Consider the following 20,062-nt stretch of genomic DNA (forward strand, 5'->3'; position numbering starts at 1 on the left):
AGGTTCTGATGCTGCTGATTGTAGGGTGATGTGATTACGGGGGTAAGGACGATTACAAAACTTTTTTAGGAGCCGTTGCGGAATAACCATCACCGTTGACTGTGAGGTCTTACGGCTCCTTATGCCGTCCAAGCAATTTTGAAGGGCACGGTTATTTTATTGCCACGGCCTATATACCTTTCCTGGCGTGAGATTGCTCATTAAAATTATGCAGACGATAGACAGCGCACAGCGTTTAGTTTTTCAACCGGGCCTTGTTCTTTTCATACCGGCTGATGGCGCTGTAAAGGCGGATATAAATATCCTCGGCCAGTTTGTCCACCAGGGTGTCCAGAGCCTGTTTTTTGTGGGCATCGGTCTGGAGCGAATAGGTTTCCGTTAAGGCAAAGCCGGACTGCCAGGCGGATTTGCCGGTGCGGGTATCGGTAAGGGTGTAGCCAGTGCTCAGGGTGGCAATGAGCGCCAGGGCACGGTCTTTGGCGTCGTAGGCACGACCGGTATAACTCACCGAGTTGATCTTGCCGTTTAAGACATAATCCGCCTCTCCGGAGCTGTTCACCAGGGTGAACTGCTTGCTTTGCCCGAGCCAGTCCTGCAAACCATTGTGGATGTCGGAGGCAAGCCGGAGTTCATTGGTCGGGTTTGCCCAGAGAGGGACATAGAGCTTGACGATCCTGCCCTGTTTGTCCGGCGGCAGCATGTTGGGATTGTGGTAGCCGCATCCGGCAACAATCAACAGGAGAAGCAGCAGGCTCAAGTTTTTTAGGCTAAACATTTTCATGGGCTGGTTCCGTGGATGTCTGGCGTCACTCTAGATTACAATATTGATCAGCTTGTTTTGCACAACAATCACCTTGCGCACCGGTTTTCCTTCCAGGAATTTTTGCACCTTTTCATCGGCCAGGGCCATCTGTTCCAAGTCCCCGTCGCTGGTGCCCGGGGCAACCTGGAGTTGGCTGCGCACCTTGCCCTTGACCTGAACGACGATGGTGACCGTCTCCTCCCTGATCGCTTCGTCATCGTACTCCGGCCAGAGCACTTCGGCAAGGGGGGTGGGATGTTTTGTCATTTCCCAGAGCTCGGCGGTAAGGTGCGGGACCATGGGGGAGAGCAGGGCAAGCATCGCTTCGATGGCTGCGCGGATTACCGCGGGATCGGGGGGGGCGCTGGTCTCGTCTCCGACAAGGCTGTACAGGGTGTTGGTGAGTTCCATCACCGCGCTGATGGCGGTGTTGAAATGGAATTTTGCCTCGATATCGGCCCCGAATTTGCGGATGGTCTGATGGGTTTTCCGGTGCAGGGCGGTACTGGCTGCGTTCATCTCCTGCGGCAGTCCAGCAGCTGGTTTTGCAAAGACCTCGAGGTTTTCGTCGACCAAGCGAAAGATCCGGTTCAAAAAGCGGTAGGCCCCTTCCACCCCCTGATCGCTCCATTCAAGATCCCGTTCCGGTGGGGCGGCGAAGAGGCTGAACAAGCGGACCGTGTCGGCCCCGTATTTTTCCACGAGATCATTGGGATCCACCACGTTGCCCTTGGACTTGGACATCTTGGTGCCGTCCTTGATGACCATCCCCTGGGTGAGCAGGTTGGTGAAAGGCTCGTCGATGGAAAGGTAGCCGAGATCGCGCAGAACCTTGGTGAAAAAACGGGAGTACAACAGGTGGAGGATCGCATGTTCCACCCCGCCGATGTACTGATCCACCGGTAGCCAGTAGTCACCCTTTGCCTTATCCAGGACGCCGTCGGTGCAGCGGGGGGAAACGTAGCGGGCAAAATACCAGGAGGACTCGACAAAGGTGTCCATGGTGTCTGTTTCGCGTCGGGCCGGACCGTTGCAGAGAGGACAGCTGGTCTGGTAGAAGCTTTCCAGGGTGTGGAGCGGCGATTTGCCGGATTTGTCGAACTGGACATCGGTGGGCAGGCTGACGGGAAGATCTTTTTCCGGGACCGGCACTATCCCGCAATGGGCGCAGTGGAGCATGGGAATGGGTGCGCCCCAGTAACGCTGGCGGGAGATGCCCCAGTCGCGTAAGCGGAAGGTGGTGCGCTGGCAGCCGAAGCCCTTTGCTGCCGCCGCCGCCGTGATAGCTTCTTTGGCCTTTTCCGAATCCAGGCCGGTGAATTCGCCGGATTCGACCAGGGTGCCTGCCCCGTCATGGGCCTCGCTCATGGCTGAAGCCACAAGGGATCCGCCTTCCGGCTGAATGACGACCTTGATCTCGATCCCGTATTTGCGAGCGAACTCGAAATCGCGCTGGTCATGGGCGGGCACCGCCATAACCGCGCCGGTCCCGTATTCCATGAGGACGAAGTTTGCAACATACACCGGCAGCCTTGTGCCGGTGAAGGGATTGAGGCAGTAGCCGCCGGTGAAGACCCCCTTCTTTTCTATCTCGTCTTCCGGTTTCTGCCGCTGTTTTTCAATCTTGATCCGGGCAACGAATTCTTTGACCGCCTCTTCCTGGGGAGTGCCTGCGCTCAACTCAGCTGCCAGGGGATGCTCAGGGGCGATGGACATGAAGGTTGCGCCGAAGATCGTATCCGGTCGGGTGGTGAAGATGGTGAGGGTGTTTGCGGAGTTTTCGATGGGAAAGTTGACCTCGGCCCCCACGCTCTTGCCGATCCAGTTGCGCTGCATGGTGAGGACCTTTTCCGGCCAACCCGTAAGCGTGTCGCATCCAGACAGCAGTTCCTCGGCATAATCGGTGATCTTGAAAAACCAGCTGTTCATCTCACGAGGCAGCACGGCATTGTCGCAGCGCCAGCAAGCGCCGTCGATAACCTGCTCGTTGGCAAGCACCGTCTGGCAGGTCTCGCACCAGTTGACCGTGGTCACCTTCTGGTAAACCAACCCCTTTTCGTACATCTTGATGAAGAGCAGCTGTTCCCAGCGGTAGTATTTGTCGTTGCAGGTGGCTATCTCGCGGTCCCAGTCGTAGCTGAAGCCCATGCGCTGCAGCTGTTTCTTCATGTAGTCGATGTTTTCGTAGGTCCACTTGGCAGGATGGGTATTGTGCTTGATCGCCGCATTCTCGGCGGGCAATCCGAAGGCGTCCCAACCCATGGGGTGGAGGACGTTGAAGCCCTTCATCCGTTTGTAGCGGGCGACCACGTCGCCGATGGTGTAGTTGCGGACATGGCCCATGTGGATGCGGCCGGAGGGGTAGGGGAACATCTCCAGGAGATAATATTTGGGCCGGGTTGGATCTTCGCTTGCCCGGTAGGTGGAGTTGTCAAGCCAATGGGAGCGCCATTTGTCTTCAATGGCCTTAAAATCGTATTTCATGTTCGTAGATCCGATTTTTCAGTGCTTAAGCCCTGATTGCTTCGCCCTGGGGTGTGTTGCTCCGTGGTCGGCAATAAGTTTTTAGCCCTGTTTGTTTATTCTGTTGGGGGAAAATTATGTTGGGCAAGATTTTCAAAGGTGGTGAAGCGGTCAAGAAAGGCCAGCTCCACGGTGCCGGTGGGGCCATTACGCTGCTTGCCGATGATGACCTCGGCAATGCCCTTTCTCGGGTTGTCTTCCGCCTTATTGTACACCTCATCCCGATAGATGAAGATGATCAGGTCGGCATCCTGCTCGATGGCGCCCGATTCGCGCAGATCGGAAAGCTGGGGCCGTTTGTTGGGGCGGCTTTCCAGGCTGCGGTTGAGCTGGGAAAGGGCGATGACCGGAATGCTGAGCTCCTTGGCCATGGCCTTGAGCGAGCGGGAGATGTCGCTGATTTCTTGTTCGCGGGATTGGGAGTTTGCTTTGCCCCGCATCAACTGCAGGTAATCGACCACCACCATGCCGATGTTGTGTTCGGTTTTCAGCCGCCGGCACTTGGCCCGCATCTCCAGCACCGTGATGGCCGGGGTGTCGTCGATATAGATAGGGGCTTCGGAAAGCATCCCCACCGCCCGGGTAAGCTTGGGCCAGTCCTGTTCCTTGAGAAAGCCGGTCCGCAACCGCTGGGCGTCAACCCGGCTGATGGAGCAGAGCATCCGCATGCCCAGCTGCTCCTTTGACATCTCCAGGCTGAACAGCGCCACCGGTACCTTGTGGAGCAGAGCGGCGTTCTGCACCATGTTGACGGCCAGGGCGGTTTTGCCCATACTGGGACGGCCGGCCAGGATGATGAGATCCGAGCGTTGCAAGCCTGCGGTCATCTTGTCGAAATCATGGTATTCGGTGGGAACGCCGGTGATGTGCTCCTTGCGTTCGTAGAGCTGTTCGATGTATTTGAAGGTGCTGGAAATGACGGTCTTGAGCGAGTGGTAGGACTGGCCGCTCTTGGCCCGGGAGATCTCAAAAACGGTGGTTTCCACGTCATCCAGGAGGCCGTCGATATCATCCTGTTCTTCGTAGCAGCGGCCGGCGATCTCGGTGCCGGTCTGGATGAGCCTGCGGAGAATGGCTTTTTCCCGCACTATTCTCGCGTAATGTCCGATGTTTGCTGCGACCGGGACAATGTCGGTGAGGCTGGCAAGGTAGCTGGGGCCGCCGATTGCCTCCAACCGGTTGTTGTCTCTCAGGACGTTGGAAATGGTGATGAGATCAAGGGGTTCGCCGCGATCAAATAGGGAGATCATGGCGGAAAAGATGTGCTTGTGCGCGTCGCGGTAGAAATCTTCTTCGGTGAGAATTTCTGCCGCCTTGGGCATGGCGCCTTGTTGCAGCATGATTGAGCCGAGAACGCATTGCTCGGCTTCAAGATTCTGCGGGGGTAGACGGTGGGTGCTGGAAGGGCCTGGTCCGGATTCCATGGAGTATCGTTGGCTGTAATGGAGGGGGGCGGGTTACGCCCCCCTTCGGTTATCCTGCGTTATTCCAGGGACAAAGTCCGGGACTATCCGGAATACATGCCGGAGCCCTGGTCTGCCTTCTGTGTGCGGGACTATGGATTATTCCGCGGCCAGGGGAACGATTTCAACCGTGATTTCCGCAGAAATCTGGTAGCCGATCTTCACCGGAACCATGGTGACGCCCAAGGTCTTGATGGGTTCGTCAAGAATGATCCTTTTCTTGTCGATCTCGATACCCAGAGCGGCGAGTTTTTCTGCAATCTCAGCGGAGGTAATGGAGCCGAAGAGCTTGTTGTCGTCCCCGGAACGATGGGCAATAACCACCGTAGCACCGGCGACCTTCTTGGCCAGAGCTTCCGCTTCGTCACGCTGTTTTTTCTTTCTTGCCACGATGGCAGCCTTTTCCTTCTCCAGGATGGTAAGGTTTGACTTTGTGGCAGGCACTGCAAGACGACGAGGAATTAGGAAGTTGCGGCCATAGCCGTTCTTCACCTTAACAACATCGCCTTCCTCGCCAAGAGTGTCAATGGTTTCTTTTAAAATGAGTTCCATGGTGTACCTCCGGTTGAATCCAGGCCTTGCCGGGATTCATTATTTCTGAAAAATGAAGACCCTGAAAAAGGCTCCAGTTTCATAGTGTTTATTTTTAGGGGACGTTACGAAAAAGCCAATGCGTTTTTGTAACGGTTCCTTATGTCGTCTGGCCATCCAGATGCCGACATTATCGTGTTGCAACGGCTAGGACACCGAGGTGTCATCCGCGTCTTTTTTGAGCCGCGGCTTTCTGAAATCAAGCCAAACATCAGCCAGTCCGAGGGCGGCAACAAATGCGATGCCGTAAACCTGCAGGAACAGCAAAGTGTATGTTATCGCCCTGATCGCCAGCGGCAGAGACCATCTCCGCATCATGCTTGAGATAATCGCCAACCCTTGCGAGAGATACAGGACCAGGAGCACCAACCCCAGATTTAAGCCCAGGGTATTGAACCGTTCTTCCGGAACAAGAAGTGCGATACCTGCTACTATAACCGGCCAGACCAGTAATTCCGGGAGCCGCCAGTTTTTTAAATCTTCCCGCTTTGTCCGGGAAGAGTCTTTTTTCTTCAGCAACCATTGGCCGACAACGATGTTCAACCAGACGGTGCAGATGATCGAGGTCAGGAGCAGGGCCGGAAAAAGCCGAGCCACCTGTTCCCTGAGCTGGCCAATAAACACCTTGATTTCTTCAAGGTCGCCAGCTGGGAAATGTCCTGAGTCCCTATACAAGGTAAAGGTTGCTTCAAAACCCTCATCCAGACTTTGCCGCAAGTCAAGATAGGTATTGCTCTGGGTTGCCAAACTGAGCAGCCAGCCAGAGACGAGCCAGGCCAGGACGAGATAGCCAACACTCTTTATCCCTGCACGCTGAACGGGCTCGTTTTCCCTGTCTGCCTTGGCAAGAATAAAGCCAACAGGCAGGAGGGAGAGTGAAAAAATCAGCCCCGAGATGGTGCCGGCCCATAAAGAGAAGCTGCCGGCAATGCCAAGAGCCCAGGCAAGAATAACTGTCCCTTGTTTCTGGCCATACAGGGCCAGGAAGTAGTATACGGGCAAAGGCATCAGGCAGTGGAGCCATTCAAGGCCGGGAATAATTGCCGGCACCGTGAAAATGAGGGCGGTGATAGCGATAGCCCCGATGGTCTCTGTCTGTCTGTTTGCTCCTGCGCGTAAAAACACGATTCCTGACTGGTTCCTACTTACTGTTGGGCCTGACCGGCATACGGCAACAGGGCAATCTGGCGCGCACGCTTGATTGCCTCGGTGAGCTGCCTCTGGTGGTGAGCGCAGTTGCCATAGATGCGACGCGGGATAATCTTGCCGCGTTCCGTCACAAAATTGCGAAGGGTTTTAACATCCTTATAGTCAATCATCAGGCTCTTGTCCGTGCAGAAGCGGCAGACCTTGCGACGGTTGAAAATCTTCTTTTTCTTGATAACCATGTTCTTTTCCTCTTTTCTGGTTCGATATATGTATAGTTTAATCGCGACAGGCGGAAAAACTACTCAGAGGCTTCTTCGTCTGTATCCGCAGGGGTGGCTTCCGGCTCTTCTGCCTTAGGGGCATCAGGGGTGAATACGTCCTGGGTTTTTACGGTCATGAACTTCAGCACCCGGTCATCAATCCGGAGGAGACGTTCCATTTCCTTGACGCCATCGGGCACTCCGGCGTATTCAACATAGAGAAAGTCGCCCTGGACTTCTTTCTTGATGGGGTATGCCAATTTTTTCAGGCCCCATCTGTCGGTTCTGACAATGAGTCCGCCAAAACTTTCGACTGTTCCTGTTACTTTGTCGGATACCGCAGAGAATTCCGTTTCTCCGGCCCCCGGCTTGACAATGATAATTGTCTCGTACCTGCGCATTGATTCCTCCTTGTGGTCATTTGGCCCTTGCTTTTTGCGTTTCATGCGAAGAGCAAGAAGGTATGTGGGAAAAAATATTAAAAAAACAATCGCGATTGATAGCAATTAACCGTTTGTTTGTCAATTGTTTTCTGGGGCTGTGTCCGCTTCTGATTTGGCCTGCTGCCAGATCAGAAGAAGCGCCTCCGGGGCAAGGTCAACAAACTGTTGTCCTTGTTTACTCATGATCTTTTCCAGGGTAAGAAAACGGCGCGAGAACTTGGTCGTTGCCTCGTGGAGGGCATCTTCCCCATCGATATCAGCCTTTCTCGCCAGAACCGTGAGGGCAAAGAGGAGATCGCCCAACTCCTCTCTAATGTCTGTCCGTGAGCCATGGGCAAAGGCGTGATGCAATTCCGCGAATTCCTCGTCAACTTTACCTAAAGCGGAGGCAAGGTCCGGCCAGTCAAAACCCTCCCGGGCAACCCGGTCTGCGACGCGTTGCGCCCTGCGCAGGGCCGGAAGGCTTTTGGGGATGGAGTCCAGAGGATGGCGGGGGTGTCCCTTTCGCTCATTTTCCTGGTTTTTTATTGTCTGCCATTGCTGACGCAACTCCTGTTCCGATTCGATGGTTTGATTACCGAATACATGGGGGTGGCGGCGGACCATCTTGGTTGTGATGGAGTCAATGACATCGAGCAGGGTGAAGAGGTTTTTTTCCTGGTAGAGATTGTTGAGAAAGATGACCTGGAAAAGGAGATCCCCGAGTTCCTCGCAGATGTGGCTGGGGTCGTCGTCGTTGATTGCCTCAAGCAGTTCGTGGGTTTCTTCGACCAGGTACTGCTTGAAGCTTTGGGGGGTCTGCTTTCTATCCCAAGGGCAGCCATTCGGGGCCCTGAGTCGGGTGATAATCTCAATGAGGGCGATAAATTTTTCCGCAGTGGGTGTCATGGGTGGCCTTTGATTATTATGGGGGGAAGATGGGCACGACGGCAAATGTTCCCGGTTCGTGCGTTTGCCCGAGTCAATTGCAGCACCATGAAGGGCTGGTTGTTTTTTTGCCCCGACTGGCTGAGCACCAGGAGGTTTTTATATACCAGCTTGTGGGGGGAAAAAGAAGAAGTCGGTTGCATGGTCCGTTCGGAATTGTATCGAAAAGAGTGCGTGAGAAAGAGCGCAGTCAATGCAGTCATAATTTAACAAGTTGTTTTTAAAGGATATATTTAATAAATGGGGCGTGGTGAAAAACAGCCCTCTGCTACGACTTGCAAAAAAATACTGAATTGGATATAAACAGAGGCTTCGTTGAAGAATCTTGTTGTTTCTTTGTTCTTATCAAGGCATCTGTAAAAAAAAGAGTATTTGGCGCAGGGGGGGCCGTGTTGTCAATGGAAACGTTGGCCATGGTATTTCATTGGTTTTGAACCTGTGCGAGGTGAGTAGTTATGGCGAAGAAGGTTATGCTTGAAAAACACAAGGATGTGGCACGGATAGATCAGGAAGATAAGCGCACACACGGCTGGTATGTGCGGGTTCGTTTTCAAGGAACAACGCATTCCAAGTTTTTTTCCGATGGCAAATGCGGCGGCCGCTATTCAAGTCTGCTGGCGGCGCTTACCTGGCGGGATACCATGGAAATAAAGCTGGGGAAAGTCCGCACCGACAAACATCTTGTCACTGTGAGTAATACCACCACCGGTGTTGTCGGGGTCCGTTTTAACGAGAAACTGAATCGTTATGAAGTGAGCTGGGTAAATCGTCTTGGCAAGCAGGGCAAGACCTCCGTTTCCGTGAATAAAAACGGCAAAGAAAAAGCGTTCCAGATTGCCTGTGAGATTCGCAAGACAAAAGAAGCAGAGCGGCTCAACGCCTAACGTCCATTCCCTTGTGCCGGGCACGAGCATTGCTTCGGCCTGGGGATTTTTTTAAATTAGGGGGCGGTGTTCCAGTAAAGGACACAGCTCAAGGGGAACGGAAAGCAAGGACTGGGCGCCATTCTCTTTCAGCTCGGCCGCAGTGCGAAAACCCCAAAGCGCCCCAACGGCATACATTCGGGCAGCCCGGGCTGTTTGCATGTCGGTGTTGGTGTCACCCAGATAAAGAAAATTTGCGGGATCACGATGCAGCAGGCTGGCGATGCGCAATGCCCCTGCAGGGTCTGGTTTTCTGGGGATTGAATCCCTGGCTCCTGCAACTGCAGCAAAATGCCAGCCCGGCAGAAGTGTCCTGACGACCTCCTGGGTTAACTCGTCAGGCTTGTTGGACAGGATTGCCAAGGCTATCCCCCGGGTTGAAAGCGTGTCGAGCAACTCCGCAATGCCGGGATAGGGTTTTGTTGTGTCACCCCAGTGCGAGGCATATTCCTGCCGCATCTTTCGAACACACTCTTCAATAATTTCCGGTAGTCGGGCCTTTTCAGGCAGGGCACGCTGGACAAGATTGCCTATCCCGTCTCCGACAAAATAGCGGTAGGATTGTGTCGGATGAGGGGGAAGCCCCTGTTGTGTCAGAACACGATTCATGGAATCGGCCAGGTCGGTGAGGCTGTCAACGAGTGTGCCGTCCAAATCGAACAGTACCACATCCTTATGATGGGTCATGGACGTTTTTTATTTGGCCGAGGCGGGTTTGGAGGCATCCAGTAGGTTCAGAATCCGCAGGCCAACCCCAAGCCTTGCTCGAAGCAATGATGGTTTGGCGGGTTTGACCAGATAGTCATCGGCCCCGCCTTCCAGGGCAAGAACCTGTTCCTCAATGGAGCTGCGGGCGCTGAAGATGACCGTGTAGACATAGGGGCCATCCGTGCGCGTCCGGATGCGTTGGCAGACCTGCATACCGCTGAGGCCGGGGATGTTCCAGTCCAGGATGGCAATTCTTATGGCGGGGTCGGTTTCTAGAGCGTTCCATGCGGTATCGCCATTATCCGCCTCAATCGGTTCGTATCCCCATTTCACCAGGAAGTTGTTCAAGCCCTTGCGCACCACGGGATTATCCTCTGCGACCAAGATTTTGTGCGGTTTTTGGGCTTTGGCTGGCTTCGGCTCTTCTGTTTTTTTGAAATAAGCTTCTTTTTCTTCCATGGTGTTAGTTCTGCCGGTGTCAGTGTTTGCCTTCAGGAGAAATCAGTTCTTTTTTAAATAGTTACATAAAAAGGGGTTGAGGGGCAAGACAAAACCCTGCTGGGGTATTTTTTGTTGCAATTTTATCGTTATATTAAGGTGTTAGGTCGTCATGGGTAGTCTCGGTCGGATTGTCGTTACCCCTGTGTCTTTCCTCTTGACTCTCTATTCTAATAGCACTATTCTTGCCGAGTTTTAATTGTCTTTAGTTTTTGCATATTTTGTAAGAAGAGAGCATATTTTTTCTGGTTCCAGAGAGATCATTGTTCTGGAGTCAGACCAGGATGTTTTTGGTTCAATAAAAAATTTTAAGGAGGATCACCATGTCAGTATGTGTTGTTGGCCATTCAAATCCCGATACCGATTCCATTGCCGCCGCCATTTCTTATGCACATTATCTGAAGGCAACCGGCACTGACGCCATTGCCTGCATGCAGATTGAGGCAGATAAGCTGAACCCCGAGAGCACCACCGTCCTCAAGAATTTCGGTCTTGCCGCGCCCCAGACCATGATGGATGCTGCTGGCAAGAAGGTTGCCTTGGTGGATTTCAGTGATATCGGTCAGGCTCCGGCAAACATCAAGGATGCCGAGGTTGTTGCCATTGTTGATCATCACAAGATTGGTGATATCACCACCAACAATCCGATTGTATTCAATGCCCAGCCGGTTGGTTGCACCTGCACCGTATTGTACGAAATGTACAAAAACAACAATGTCGCTCTGCCCAAGGATATTGCCGGTGCCATGCTTTCCGCCATCCTGAGCGATACCGTAAATTTCAAGTCCCCCACCTGTACCGCTCCTGACAAGGCTGCGGTTGCTGCCCTGAAAGACATCGCCGGCGTTGCCGACACCGATGCGCTGTTCATGGAGATGTTGAAGGCGAAGTCTTCCATCGACGGTATCCCCATGAAGGATCTCGTTTTCCGTGACTACAAGGATTTTGACATGAACGGCAAGAAGGTTGGTATTGGCCAGCTCGAGCTCGCCACCCTTGAGCAGGTTGCCGGCATTCGTGCCGACCTGTACAAGGCTCTCGAGGATCTCAAGAAGGATGGCCGTCATTCCGTACTGTTCATGCTCACCGATGTTGTGAAAGAGGGCACCGATCTGCTGGTTGTTTCCGAGGAGCCCGCAGTTATCGAGCAGGCTTTCGGTGGCAAGATTGCAAACAACGCCATGTGGGTAAACGGCATGATGAGCCGCAAGAAACAGACCGTTCCGCCGTTGCAGAAGGCTTTCGGCTGCTAAGACGCTGAATATTTCGTTGTTGTCTTAAGGCCCCTTGGACGGAAATCCCGTCCAGGGGGTTTTTTTGTGGTGGGTTCTGGGACGCAGGCAAGGCCGAAGCCTCTTGGGGTTATTTCTTTAGAGCGGATTTCTTTTTGCTCGATTTCTTGGAAGGTGCTTTGCGCGAGGGAGGGGTGGCCAAGGACTCGGTGTTTTCCTCTGCCCAAGGTTTCCGGCCAACCAGGCCGAGCAGTCGTTTGTCCAGCCGGATGAGGTGGTGCATGGCCCGTAATCGTTCCGGGTCGATTTCACTGTTGATATTGATAATGATCAGGCGATTGAGTCCGTATCCGTAACGATTGTTCAGATCGATCACTGCCCCGATCACCACCAGCCTGCCGCTTTCTATTCGTTGGGCGTAGCGCTTCATGGCCGTGGCTACTTGGAAATCGACATTCTTTTCCACCAGTACGGTTTCTGGTCTTGCCATTGCTCCAGAGCCTGGCGCATTTGTCCCCAGGGAAAGTCGCAGGGAGTCCAGGTCATGGCGCAGGTCTGCGCCCAGATGGGTATACCCTTTTGCGAAAAGGCGGAGGCTGTCGCTGTTGGTGTTGCCGGTGATAAGCAGCACCGGGGTATGGAGTTCGTTGACTCCGTAATCAATGGCGCCGGCGGAGAGCGAGAATTGATTGCCCGGATTTCTCACCGCATAAATGGTGTCAACCGGGTCAGGATAGAACAGGGTTGCCTGCACCCGGGCATCGCAATCCGCCAGCCAGGTCATGTGCGGGGTGCCCGGTAACTTAAGGGGCTCGTCCGCAAGCCTGCTGGCCACGACCTGATCGTTGTGCCGGGCAATCTTTTCAGCCACGGCATAGGGGGGGATTCCGGGGCGAAGTTTTTTGATCGGGCGCATATCCGCGCTGCTGGCTGCAGCAATAAGAAAAACGAGCAACGAGAGAGGAAGAGTTATTCTGAGGCGCATTGGCATTGATCCTGCTGTTTCAAAAGAGTACCGAGTATCTGCTACTCTCATTATCGGTGATTTCGTGGATGTCTAAAATTTTTTATTAATGACGAATCCATGTCCTCGGGGGAATACAGGACAATGCCCCTCGGCATAACGCAAAAACAACCAGTTAGATGAAATTTCTGTCGGTGACCCGATTTTTTCGTCATTCGACAATTCCCGGCTGTTGTCTTGACAATGAAAAAGAGCATACTTATTGTTGGTCACCAACTTGAAATTGCTTGGAAAAATCAAGTTATTGCAAATGGATACAGCCCGATTCGCAGAGAACCCCCGGATGGGGTCATTGCGCAGGAAAGGAGATACAGGTGACGGAGCAAGAAGAAAAAAATGAAGAGGTTCTTGAGCAGCCCAGCTCAGGAGAAGAACAGATCACGACCGAGGCGGAAGATCTCTCGGTTCAGTTGGAAAAGGCGTTGGAAAGAAACCGGGAGCTTGAGGATAAGCTGCTGCGCTTGGCGGCTGAACAGGATAATTTCAGGAAAAGAATGCAGCGTGAGCGGGAATCCGCGTTCAAGTATGCAGAAGAAAATATCCTGCGGGAGCTGCTTCCCTTCCTTGATAATCTGGAACGCGCCGTTGGCCAGTGCCATGCCTCCCCTGATGCCGATACCCTTTTGGCCGGGGTGGAAATGACCTGCAAGGGGCTACTTTCCACCTTGGAAAAATTCGGGGTAAAACCTCTTGCCGGTGAGGGGCAACCCTTTGATCCGAATTTCCATGAAGCCGTAGCCATGGAAGCCAGTGCGGACGTGCCGGAAAACCAGATTATTCAGGAATATCAGAAAGGGTACATGTTTAAGGACAGACTTATCCGGGCGGCCAAGGTTGTGGTTTCAAAGGGTAATGTTGAAGAATAACAAGGATGCTTCATCCCGTTAGGTAAGGAGAATATTGAGATGGGTAAAATTATTGGTATTGATTTGGGAACAACAAATTCATGTGTCGCTGTGATGGAAGGCGGCGAGCCCAAGGTTATCACCAACGTGGAAGGGAACAGGACAACCCCTTCGGTCGTTGCTTTTTCCAGCAGCGGGGAGCGATTGGTGGGTCAGGTAGCGAGACGGCAGGCGGTTACCAATCCGGTCCATACCCTGCACGCCATCAAGCGCCTTATCGGTCGTAAGTTTACCGATGCGGAAGTGAAAAAAAGCATCGAGATCAGCCCGTTCAAGATCGTGAACGGCAAGGATGGCGATGCGGCGGTCGAGGTTGACGGCAAGGTGATGACCCCTGCCGAGATCTCCGCCATGATCCTTATCAAGATGAAACAGACCGCGGAGGAATATCTGGGCGAGGAAGTGACCGAGGCGGTCATCACCGTGCCCGCTTATTTTAACGATTCCCAACGCCAGGCGACTAAGGATGCCGGCCGGATTGCCGGCCTCAACGTGCAGCGGATCATCAACGAGCCCACGGCAGCGGCCCTGGCCTATGGCTTGGACAAGAAGGGCGAGGAAAAGATCGCTGTCTTTGATCTCGGCGGCGGTACCTTTGATATCTCGGTCCTGGAGATCGGCGATGGCGTCTTCGAGGTAAAATCCACCAACGGCGATACCTTTCTCGGCGGCGAAGACTTCGACATGCGCATCGTCAACTGGATTGCCGATGAGTTCAAGCGCGATCAGGGCATTGATCTGCGCACCGACAAGATGGCCTTGCAGCGTCTGCGGGAAGAGGCGGAGAAAGCGAAGATGGAGCTTTCCACCACCATGGAGACCGACATCAATCTGCCCTTTATCACGGCGGACGCCTCCGGACCCAAGCATCTGCAGATGAAGCTTTCCCGGGCCAAGTTGGAAGGGTTGGTGGAGGATCTGATCGAGCGGACCATCAAGCCCTGTCAGATCGCCATGAAGGATGCCGGGATCAGCGCGGCGGACATCGACGAGGTAATCCTGGTCGGCGGTATGACCCGGATGCCCAAGGTGCAGGAAAAGGTCAAAGAGATCTTCGGCAAGGAGCCCCACAAGGGGGTGAATCCGGATGAGGTTGTGGCCATCGGCGCTGCGGTGCAGGGCGGAGTCCTCAAGGGCGATGTCAAAGATGTCTTGCTGCTCGACGTTACCCCGCTTTCTCTCGGGATCGAGACCCTGGGCGGAGTAATGACCAAGCTCATTGAAAAGAATACCACCATCCCGACCAAGAAGAGCCAGGTGTTTTCCACGGCGGCGGACAGTCAGCCCGCGGTTTCCATCCATGTGCTCCAGGGTGAGCGCGAGATGGCGGCCAACAACAAGACCATCGGTCGCTTCGAGTTGACCGACCTTCCCCCGGCTCCTCGCGGGGTGCCGCAGATCGAGGTCACCTTTGATTTGGACGCCAACGGCATTCTCCATGTTTCCGCCAAGGATCTTGGCACCGGCAAGGAGCAATCCATCCGGATTACCGCTTCCAGCGGCCTTTCCGAGGATGAGATCAAGCGGATGCAGAAGGATGCCGAGGCCCATGCCGACGAGGACCGTAAGCGCAAGGAGCTGGTTGAGACCAAGAATCAGGCCGACTCCATGATTTATGCCACGGAAAAAAGCATGAAGGATCTGGGCGATAAGGTTGACAGCGAGACCAAGAACAAGGTCCAGGTCGAGATCGACAGCCTCAAAAAGCTCATGGAGTCCGATGATGTGGAGGCGATCAAGAAGGGTCTTGAGTCTTTGACCCAGGCCTCTCATAAGCTGGCTGAGATGATGTATGCCCAGGCCACCAAGGATAAGGCGGCGGAAGGCGGCGAAGGCGCAGGTCCGGGTAGTGAGGCAAAGAAGGATGATGATGATGTGGTGGATGCGGATTTTGAAGAAGTGAAATAACTTCCGCGTGCAGTGCAATGATTTTAGGCCAGGAGGCAGATGCCTCCTGGCCTTTTTTTATGCCCGGTGATCAGTCGGCGCCGCAGCGAAGGCGGGAAAGCGCCTCGGCAAAAACGAATCGGTCGTCATGTTCGCCGCTGTGGCAGCGAAGGCAGGTGTCCATGGTCGGTCGGCCTGCTTTGGCCACCGCCGGCTGCAGGGTATGCGCACGGGCTGGGCCATGGCACGATTCGCAGCCGACCTGGCGCAGGTCATGGGCAAGGGCAAGCATTTCCTGTCCTGTCTGGGCGGCGGGGCCAGTGATGTGGCAGGGTAGGCACTGCACATTGAACTGCTGCCCCTTTGCCTCCAAGGTGTCATAGGCCATGGCGTGTTGGGTGCCCCTCCATTTCGCAAACTGCGGGGCATGGCAGCCGGTGCAGGCGGTGCTCCCGGCGTAATTTCCCGAACTCCCTTTCTGGTTCTCGCCAGAACTGTCTGCGATTCTCGCTTTTGCCGCATTCTTGCCGATCCGGTTCACCTCGCTGGTGGTTGCATTCACGATGGCCCGAACCGCCGGGTTGTCCGGCAGCTCTTTCCGCATGGCCTCAAAGTGATGGCTGAAGGAAGAGAACTGGGCACCTTGAGCATTCCTGCTGTTCTCCTCCTTCGTGAGGCGGCATAGTTCCTGGTCCAGCCTTTCGCGTTGGGCGAGTAATTCCTCATAGGCGGCGAGAACCTCGGCTTGACCCTTGAAGGCAAGTTTCGGATCTCCATGCTTGCGGTAGCGGTTTATCTGCCAACCCAGCCGATCCAACTCGTTTTTTTTGTCCAGCAGCAGATTCTTTGCCCCAGGATCTTCCCATTTTCTGCTGTGCCGGTTCCAGCGCACTTCCAGAATGCCGATGGATTTCCCCTGCTGTTCCACCTGGGTAATCAGGGTGTTGTTGACCCGTTCCGGTACCAGGTTGCCGGAGCCAGTTCCCGCTTGCACGATGAGTTGGATTTCCGGGTGCGTTTCCGCAATTTTTCTGTTTATTGGCGCAGGAAGATTGGAGAGCAAAACCAGCATATCAGTTTGCCCTTTCAGCACGGCGATCTCCTTGGGCAGGACATCGTCCCAGGGGAGAATGACAGCATTGTCTTTTTGCGGCAAAATTGCATCAGGACCCGGGCCGGTGAGACCGATAACCCCGATCCTTATCCCACCCTTGCGGAGCACGAGGTGCGGTTTGAAATATGGCTTGGCTTGGCTACGGCTGACAAGGTTTGCGCTCAACCAGGGGAAATCCGATTTCTGCTGCAGGGAAAGGAGAAAGGCTAAGCCTGCGGCAAGGTCTTGTCTGGCAACGCCGACCGCAGCAAAAGACATCCTGTTGTAGGCCGAGACAATGCCCTGGGCCGTGGTGGTGAGCTGTTGCTGCTGGTCCGGCGGTATTTTTTCCTCCTTGAACAGCAGGGCGCCGCTGTCCAGGGCCAGCACTGCTTTTTTTCCTTTTCGCAATTCTTCAAGTTGCTGTGCTTTCTTGGGCAGACCGCCCAACTGGTTACTTTTTCAGCCGCACGGTTCGGTTTCACCTCTGACATCATTGGAGAAAAAGATTGTTATGTCGTGCAGATCCGCTGGCGGTTTGGGTGGGTTCGACTTTTTTTCCGCACCCCCCGCGGTGATGGCAGAGGTGAGTGCGATGAGAAGGGCGAGCAGGAGCAAAAAAAATGATTTGTTCATGGGGGTCGTGCGCCTCAGGTTGGCAATTCGCTGTTGTAGGGAAATAAGGTCGTCATCTTGATAGTCAAAACACCATGGAAAGCCGGAGGAAATTGCGTAAAAAAAACGGAGATTACTTTGTGACGGCTCCTGTTTTTTTCCGGTCTCGCAGCAGCTGCCGCCATTTGCCCAGCCGGTCACGGATGATTGCTTCATAGCCCCGATTGGCGGGTTGATAATAGGTTTTCCCCTCAAGTTGGGTCGGTAAATGATGTTGATCCACCAGGGCATGTGGGTCATCGTGGGCATACTGGTAGCCCTGACCATAGCCGAGGTCCTTCATCAGCGAGGTTGGCGCGTTCCGGAGATGGAGCGGCACCGGCAGGCTGCCCGTGCGCCGTATGTCCTGCATCACCGCGTTGTAGGCAGCATAAACGGCATTGCTCTTGGGGGCGGTGGCAAGGTAGGTGACAGCCTGGGCCAGGGCCAGTTCTCCCTCCGGAGTGCCCAGGGTCTGATAGGAGTTTCTCGCGTTGATGGCAATCATGAGGGCCTGCGGGTCCGCATTGCCGATGTCTTCCGAGGCAAAACGGATAAGCCGGCGGACCACGTATAAGGGCTCCTCGCCGGAGGCGAGCATCCGGCACAACCAGTACAGGGCGCCGTCCGGATCGCTGTCCCGCAGGCTCTTGTGCAGGGCTGAGATCAGATTGTAGTGTTCTTCGCCGTCTGCATCATAGCGCAGGCTTTTGCGCTGGATGGCTTCTTCCACCGTGGCCAGAGTAATCTGCCGCTGCCCTTTGGCATCGGCTTCGGCGAGATTGGCGGCGATTTCCAGACTGTTCAGCAGGCTGCGGCCATCTCCGTCGGCAATCCTTGCCAGGTGTGCGGCCGCTTCCGGCTCTACGGAGATCTGCCAGGAGCCCAAGCCCTGTTCCTGGTCCGTGATGGCCCGCTGGAGGATGGTCTGCAAATTCTCCGGGCTCAAGGGTTCAAGGACCAGAACCCGACAACGGGAGAGCAGGGGCGCGATCACATGGAAAGAGGGGTTTTCGGTGGTTGCGCCGATGAGGGTCAGGAGGCCGCTCTCCACGTGGGGGAGAAAGGCGTCTTGCTGGCTTTTGTTGAAGCGATGGATTTCGTCCACGAAAAGTATGGTGGCACCGTTCCGCTCATCTTTTGCGGTTTGGGCTTGCACCACTATTTCCCGAATATCCTTGACCCCGGAAAGGACTGCGGAAAAGAAAGTAAATTCGGCGCCGGTTGTCCGCGATAAGATCCGGGCCAGGGTGGTTTTGCCAGTGCCGGGCGGACCCCAGAGAAGGAGGGAGGGCAGGTAGTTTTGCTGGATGAGGCGGCGCAGGAGCTTATCCTCGCCAAGCAGTTGTTTTTGCCCGACAAAATCATCTATTGTTTGCGGGCGGAGTCGTTCTGCTAAAGGGGCGGTGTGTGGGGCAGGTTGTCGGGCCATAACTCTTTATCTGGCGGTTGTAAGGGGAGGTCTTTTCATTGTACAGAAACCAGTATGACAGGAATTGGTCTGAATGTCATCAGCAGATAACGGGCAAGGTGCGAGCGGTGTTTTAGTTGAGGTGAGGGAAAAGGGCTCTTTAGGCAAGCAAAACGGCAAGACGTTCTGCCAGTCGTTCCGCCGAAAAAATCAAGGATTCCAGATCGAGAAAATTGAGAACCTGACGATCGAAAAGAATCTTGACCTTTGGGGCAAAGCCGTCTTCCGGCTCAGCCTCCCAATAGACAAGATATTGGGGAATCTTGGGCAGCACAGGGATGATGCAGCCGAGCGTTGCCGAGAGAGTGGGAGCCTCAACGCCACCCAGGCGATGGCAGGCAGCGATGATTGTTGCAGCAGGAAGAGGGGAAAAGAGTTCGGCCAATCTCTTTTCGCAGTAAGTGGCGAGGGTCCGCACCTTTGAAATCGAGTTTGGCAGGGTTTCCAGGCCGATCCAGTCCTGGGTAGGGTCCACTCCCCCCTGGGAGTGGATATAGTTATAGAGGAGGATTTGATCCCTGGGATCATCCGGTACGTGCCCATCAAGGAGGATCCCTTCTCTGTTCAGGAGAACAGTCTGTCCCAGAAACGAAAAAGACAGGGTCTGATTGTCCTTGCCGCAGAGGGTGGCACCCAATGGGGCGGCGATCCGGGTAAAGTCCAGGGTGGAAATCTTGCCTTTCAGGTATTCGATCAGGGCAAGATCGCGTTGCTCGGAAAGCTCCTCAAGGGCGGCCCCTTGTTGTTGCACAACGTTCAGGCCTGTGGTGTCAAGATAGGGACATTTGCCGAAGTCCTCTCCACTTTTGGCGACTGCCGCGGAAAAGGCAAGACAGCTGGGATAGCCACATTGTCCGCAATTGTTCTTTGGGGTGCGTTTGACAATCTCGATGGGAGTCATGGTAAGAGGCTACTTATGGAGTTTGTGGCAGACTTTGGTGAGGCGGTTTACTTCCTCGGCATATTCCAGGGCATTGGGAATCTCTCCCTTGCGGGCACAGGCCAGGCATTCTCGCAATTGGGCAAAACAGCGAAGCCACTCTTCGTGCCATGCCGGTTCGGAGAAAACGGTGTAGCTTTCAAAGGCGGCAACAAGGGCTTTCTCTTCGGCAGGGGTGGGTGGTTGCCCCTGTTCCAGGTTATGGGTAACGGTTTTCCAGAGGCGTGAGAGCTCTTTTTTTGTTTTTTTCCCCTCCGGTGGCCGCCCCTTTAAGCGAAACTCTTTGCTGTCGCTGCCCGCCGCGTTTTTTGGGGGAGCATGCTGTTGGTCGACTGTCACCCGGGTCTCTTTGTCTGAAGCAAGGAGGGGCACTTGAAAAGAAAGGGTGCAATACGCGGTGTCGCCGGTGATTTTCTGCTTGGTCTTGAGGAACAGAGGGTTGCCGATAGCGACGAGCCGATTGCCAACCCGAAGTTTTCCCTGGGCAAGATCGTTGGCCAGGGCCAAAAGATCGGCGGCGATGTTTTCAAGGGTATTCTGGTTACAGTGTTGGACGGACATTGTTTTGC

Annotated in this window: 19 protein-coding genes; 4 read left to right on the plus strand and 15 right to left on the minus strand. The window is 54.4% G+C overall.

The window, feature by feature from the left end; genetic code table 11:
* Positions 1-235: 235 nt before the first annotated feature.
* From lptE to mazG, 8 genes are all read right to left on the minus strand, one after another.
* Positions 236-781 (minus strand): LPS assembly lipoprotein LptE, encoded by a 546-nt coding sequence (gene lptE / locus OLX77_RS09865; RefSeq protein WP_307633429.1) that lies wholly within the window; start codon positions 779-781, stop codon positions 236-238.
* 30 nt (positions 782-811) lie between these two features.
* Entirely contained in the window at positions 812-3,286 is a 2,475-nt protein-coding gene (gene leuS / locus OLX77_RS09870; protein ID WP_307633430.1) for a leucine--tRNA ligase, read from the minus strand.
* Positions 3,287-3,381: 95 nt separating this feature from the next.
* Positions 3,382-4,749: a replicative DNA helicase gene (gene dnaB / locus OLX77_RS09875; protein WP_307633431.1), complete on the minus strand. Its 1,368-nt coding sequence runs from the start codon at positions 4,747-4,749 to the stop codon at positions 3,382-3,384.
* Between the two features lie 138 nt (positions 4,750-4,887).
* A complete protein-coding gene (gene rplI / locus OLX77_RS09880) occupies positions 4,888-5,340 on the minus strand; it encodes a 50S ribosomal protein L9 (RefSeq protein ID WP_307633432.1) in 453 nt (150 codons plus the stop codon).
* Positions 5,341-5,526: 186 nt separating this feature from the next.
* Positions 5,527-6,504, minus strand: coding sequence for a DUF2232 domain-containing protein (locus OLX77_RS09885; protein WP_307633433.1), 978 nt, complete (start codon positions 6,502-6,504; stop codon positions 5,527-5,529).
* 20 nt (positions 6,505-6,524) lie between these two features.
* The gene (rpsR, locus tag OLX77_RS09890) at positions 6,525-6,767 is read right to left on the minus strand and encodes a 30S ribosomal protein S18 (protein WP_307633434.1); all 243 of its coding nucleotides are present in this window, start codon (positions 6,765-6,767) and stop codon (positions 6,525-6,527) included.
* Positions 6,768-6,826: 59 nt separating this feature from the next.
* On the minus strand, positions 6,827-7,189 hold the full coding sequence (rpsF, locus tag OLX77_RS09895) for a 30S ribosomal protein S6 (protein WP_307633435.1): 363 nt from the start codon (positions 7,187-7,189) through the stop codon (positions 6,827-6,829).
* Positions 7,190-7,309: 120 nt separating this feature from the next.
* Positions 7,310-8,119, minus strand: a complete 810-nt coding sequence (mazG, locus tag OLX77_RS09900; RefSeq protein WP_307633436.1) for a nucleoside triphosphate pyrophosphohydrolase — start codon at positions 8,117-8,119, stop codon at positions 7,310-7,312.
* Positions 8,120-8,613: 494 nt separating this feature from the next.
* Between mazG and OLX77_RS09905 the strand changes: the two genes are divergently transcribed.
* On the plus strand, positions 8,614-9,042 hold the full coding sequence (locus OLX77_RS09905) for an AP2 domain-containing protein (RefSeq protein WP_307633437.1): 429 nt from the start codon (positions 8,614-8,616) through the stop codon (positions 9,040-9,042).
* 51 nt (positions 9,043-9,093) lie between these two features.
* Here the strand turns inward: OLX77_RS09905 and OLX77_RS09910 are convergent, their stop codons facing one another.
* Complete coding sequence (locus OLX77_RS09910; RefSeq protein WP_307633438.1) at positions 9,094-9,768, minus strand: HAD family hydrolase; 675 nt, start codon at positions 9,766-9,768, stop codon at positions 9,094-9,096.
* A gap of 9 nt (positions 9,769-9,777) precedes the next feature.
* The gene (locus OLX77_RS09915; protein ID WP_307633439.1) at positions 9,778-10,248 is read right to left on the minus strand and encodes a response regulator; all 471 of its coding nucleotides are present in this window, start codon (positions 10,246-10,248) and stop codon (positions 9,778-9,780) included.
* A 362-nt stretch (positions 10,249-10,610) separates the two neighbouring features.
* Between OLX77_RS09915 and OLX77_RS09920 the strand changes: the two genes are divergently transcribed.
* Positions 10,611-11,540, plus strand: coding sequence for a manganese-dependent inorganic pyrophosphatase (locus tag OLX77_RS09920; RefSeq protein ID WP_307633440.1), 930 nt, complete (start codon positions 10,611-10,613; stop codon positions 11,538-11,540).
* A 109-nt stretch (positions 11,541-11,649) separates the two neighbouring features.
* On the opposite strand, the gene OLX77_RS09925 is transcribed toward OLX77_RS09920, so the two are convergent.
* On the minus strand, positions 11,650-12,504 hold the full coding sequence (locus OLX77_RS09925; RefSeq protein ID WP_307633441.1) for a carbonic anhydrase: 855 nt from the start codon (positions 12,502-12,504) through the stop codon (positions 11,650-11,652).
* Positions 12,505-12,857: 353 nt separating this feature from the next.
* On the opposite strand from OLX77_RS09925, the gene grpE reads away from it, so the two are divergent.
* Together grpE and dnaK are read left to right on the plus strand one after the other, a co-directional pair.
* The gene (grpE, locus tag OLX77_RS09930; protein ID WP_307633442.1) at positions 12,858-13,409 is read left to right on the plus strand and encodes a nucleotide exchange factor GrpE; all 552 of its coding nucleotides are present in this window, start codon (positions 12,858-12,860) and stop codon (positions 13,407-13,409) included.
* Positions 13,410-13,448: 39 nt separating this feature from the next.
* Complete coding sequence (gene dnaK / locus OLX77_RS09935; RefSeq protein WP_307633443.1) at positions 13,449-15,356, plus strand: molecular chaperone DnaK; 1,908 nt, start codon at positions 13,449-13,451, stop codon at positions 15,354-15,356.
* Positions 15,357-15,426: 70 nt separating this feature from the next.
* Here the strand turns inward: dnaK and OLX77_RS09940 are convergent, their stop codons facing one another.
* The 4 genes from OLX77_RS09940 to OLX77_RS09955 all read right to left on the minus strand — a co-directional run bounded on the left by OLX77_RS09940 (position 15,427) and on the right by OLX77_RS09955 (position 20,054).
* Complete coding sequence (locus OLX77_RS09940) at positions 15,427-17,064, minus strand: UshA-like (seleno)protein (protein ID WP_307633444.1); 1,638 nt, start codon at positions 17,062-17,064, stop codon at positions 15,427-15,429.
* Positions 17,065-17,176: 112 nt separating this feature from the next.
* Positions 17,177-18,514, minus strand: coding sequence for a replication-associated recombination protein A (locus tag OLX77_RS09945; RefSeq protein WP_307633445.1), 1,338 nt, complete (start codon positions 18,512-18,514; stop codon positions 17,177-17,179).
* A gap of 139 nt (positions 18,515-18,653) precedes the next feature.
* Complete coding sequence (locus OLX77_RS09950; RefSeq protein ID WP_307633446.1) at positions 18,654-19,454, minus strand: DUF3786 domain-containing protein; 801 nt, start codon at positions 19,452-19,454, stop codon at positions 18,654-18,656.
* 9 nt (positions 19,455-19,463) lie between these two features.
* Positions 19,464-20,054, minus strand: coding sequence for a hypothetical protein (locus OLX77_RS09955; RefSeq protein ID WP_307633447.1), 591 nt, complete (start codon positions 20,052-20,054; stop codon positions 19,464-19,466).
* Positions 20,055-20,062: the final 8 nt, after the last annotated feature.

It is taken from the genome of Thiovibrio frasassiensis (genome assembly GCF_029607905.1).
GTDB classification, from domain to species: Bacteria; Desulfobacterota; Desulfobulbia; order Desulfobulbales; family Desulfurivibrionaceae; genus Thiovibrio; species Thiovibrio frasassiensis.

Excerpts from the sequence above, each read along its gene's own strand:
- OLX77_RS09945 (WP_307633445.1), bottom strand. The coding sequence starts at position 18,514 with ATGGCCCGACAACCTGCCCCACACACCGCCCCTTTAGCAGAACGACTC.
- OLX77_RS09950 (WP_307633446.1), bottom strand. The coding sequence starts at position 19,454 with ATGACTCCCATCGAGATTGTCAAACGCACCCCAAAGAACAATTGCGGA.
- rpsF (WP_307633435.1), bottom strand. The coding sequence starts at position 7,189 with ATGCGCAGGTACGAGACAATTATCATTGTCAAGCCGGGGGCCGGAGAA.
- OLX77_RS09905 (WP_307633437.1), top strand. The coding sequence starts at position 8,614 with ATGGCGAAGAAGGTTATGCTTGAAAAACACAAGGATGTGGCACGGATA.
- leuS (WP_307633430.1), bottom strand. The coding sequence starts at position 3,286 with ATGAAATACGATTTTAAGGCCATTGAAGACAAATGGCGCTCCCATTGG.
- dnaK (WP_307633443.1), top strand. The coding sequence starts at position 13,449 with ATGGGTAAAATTATTGGTATTGATTTGGGAACAACAAATTCATGTGTC.
- lptE (WP_307633429.1), bottom strand. The coding sequence starts at position 781 with ATGAAAATGTTTAGCCTAAAAAACTTGAGCCTGCTGCTTCTCCTGTTG.
- OLX77_RS09920 (WP_307633440.1), top strand. The coding sequence starts at position 10,611 with ATGTCAGTATGTGTTGTTGGCCATTCAAATCCCGATACCGATTCCATT.
- OLX77_RS09910 (WP_307633438.1), bottom strand. The coding sequence starts at position 9,768 with ATGACCCATCATAAGGATGTGGTACTGTTCGATTTGGACGGCACACTC.
- rplI (WP_307633432.1), bottom strand. The coding sequence starts at position 5,340 with ATGGAACTCATTTTAAAAGAAACCATTGACACTCTTGGCGAGGAAGGC.
- OLX77_RS09915 (WP_307633439.1), bottom strand. The coding sequence starts at position 10,248 with ATGGAAGAAAAAGAAGCTTATTTCAAAAAAACAGAAGAGCCGAAGCCA.
- OLX77_RS09925 (WP_307633441.1), bottom strand. The coding sequence starts at position 12,504 with ATGCGCCTCAGAATAACTCTTCCTCTCTCGTTGCTCGTTTTTCTTATT.
- dnaB (WP_307633431.1), bottom strand. The coding sequence starts at position 4,749 with ATGGAATCCGGACCAGGCCCTTCCAGCACCCACCGTCTACCCCCGCAG.
- rpsR (WP_307633434.1), bottom strand. The coding sequence starts at position 6,767 with ATGGTTATCAAGAAAAAGAAGATTTTCAACCGTCGCAAGGTCTGCCGC.
- OLX77_RS09955 (WP_307633447.1), bottom strand. The coding sequence starts at position 20,054 with ATGTCCGTCCAACACTGTAACCAGAATACCCTTGAAAACATCGCCGCC.
- mazG (WP_307633436.1), bottom strand. The coding sequence starts at position 8,119 with ATGACACCCACTGCGGAAAAATTTATCGCCCTCATTGAGATTATCACC.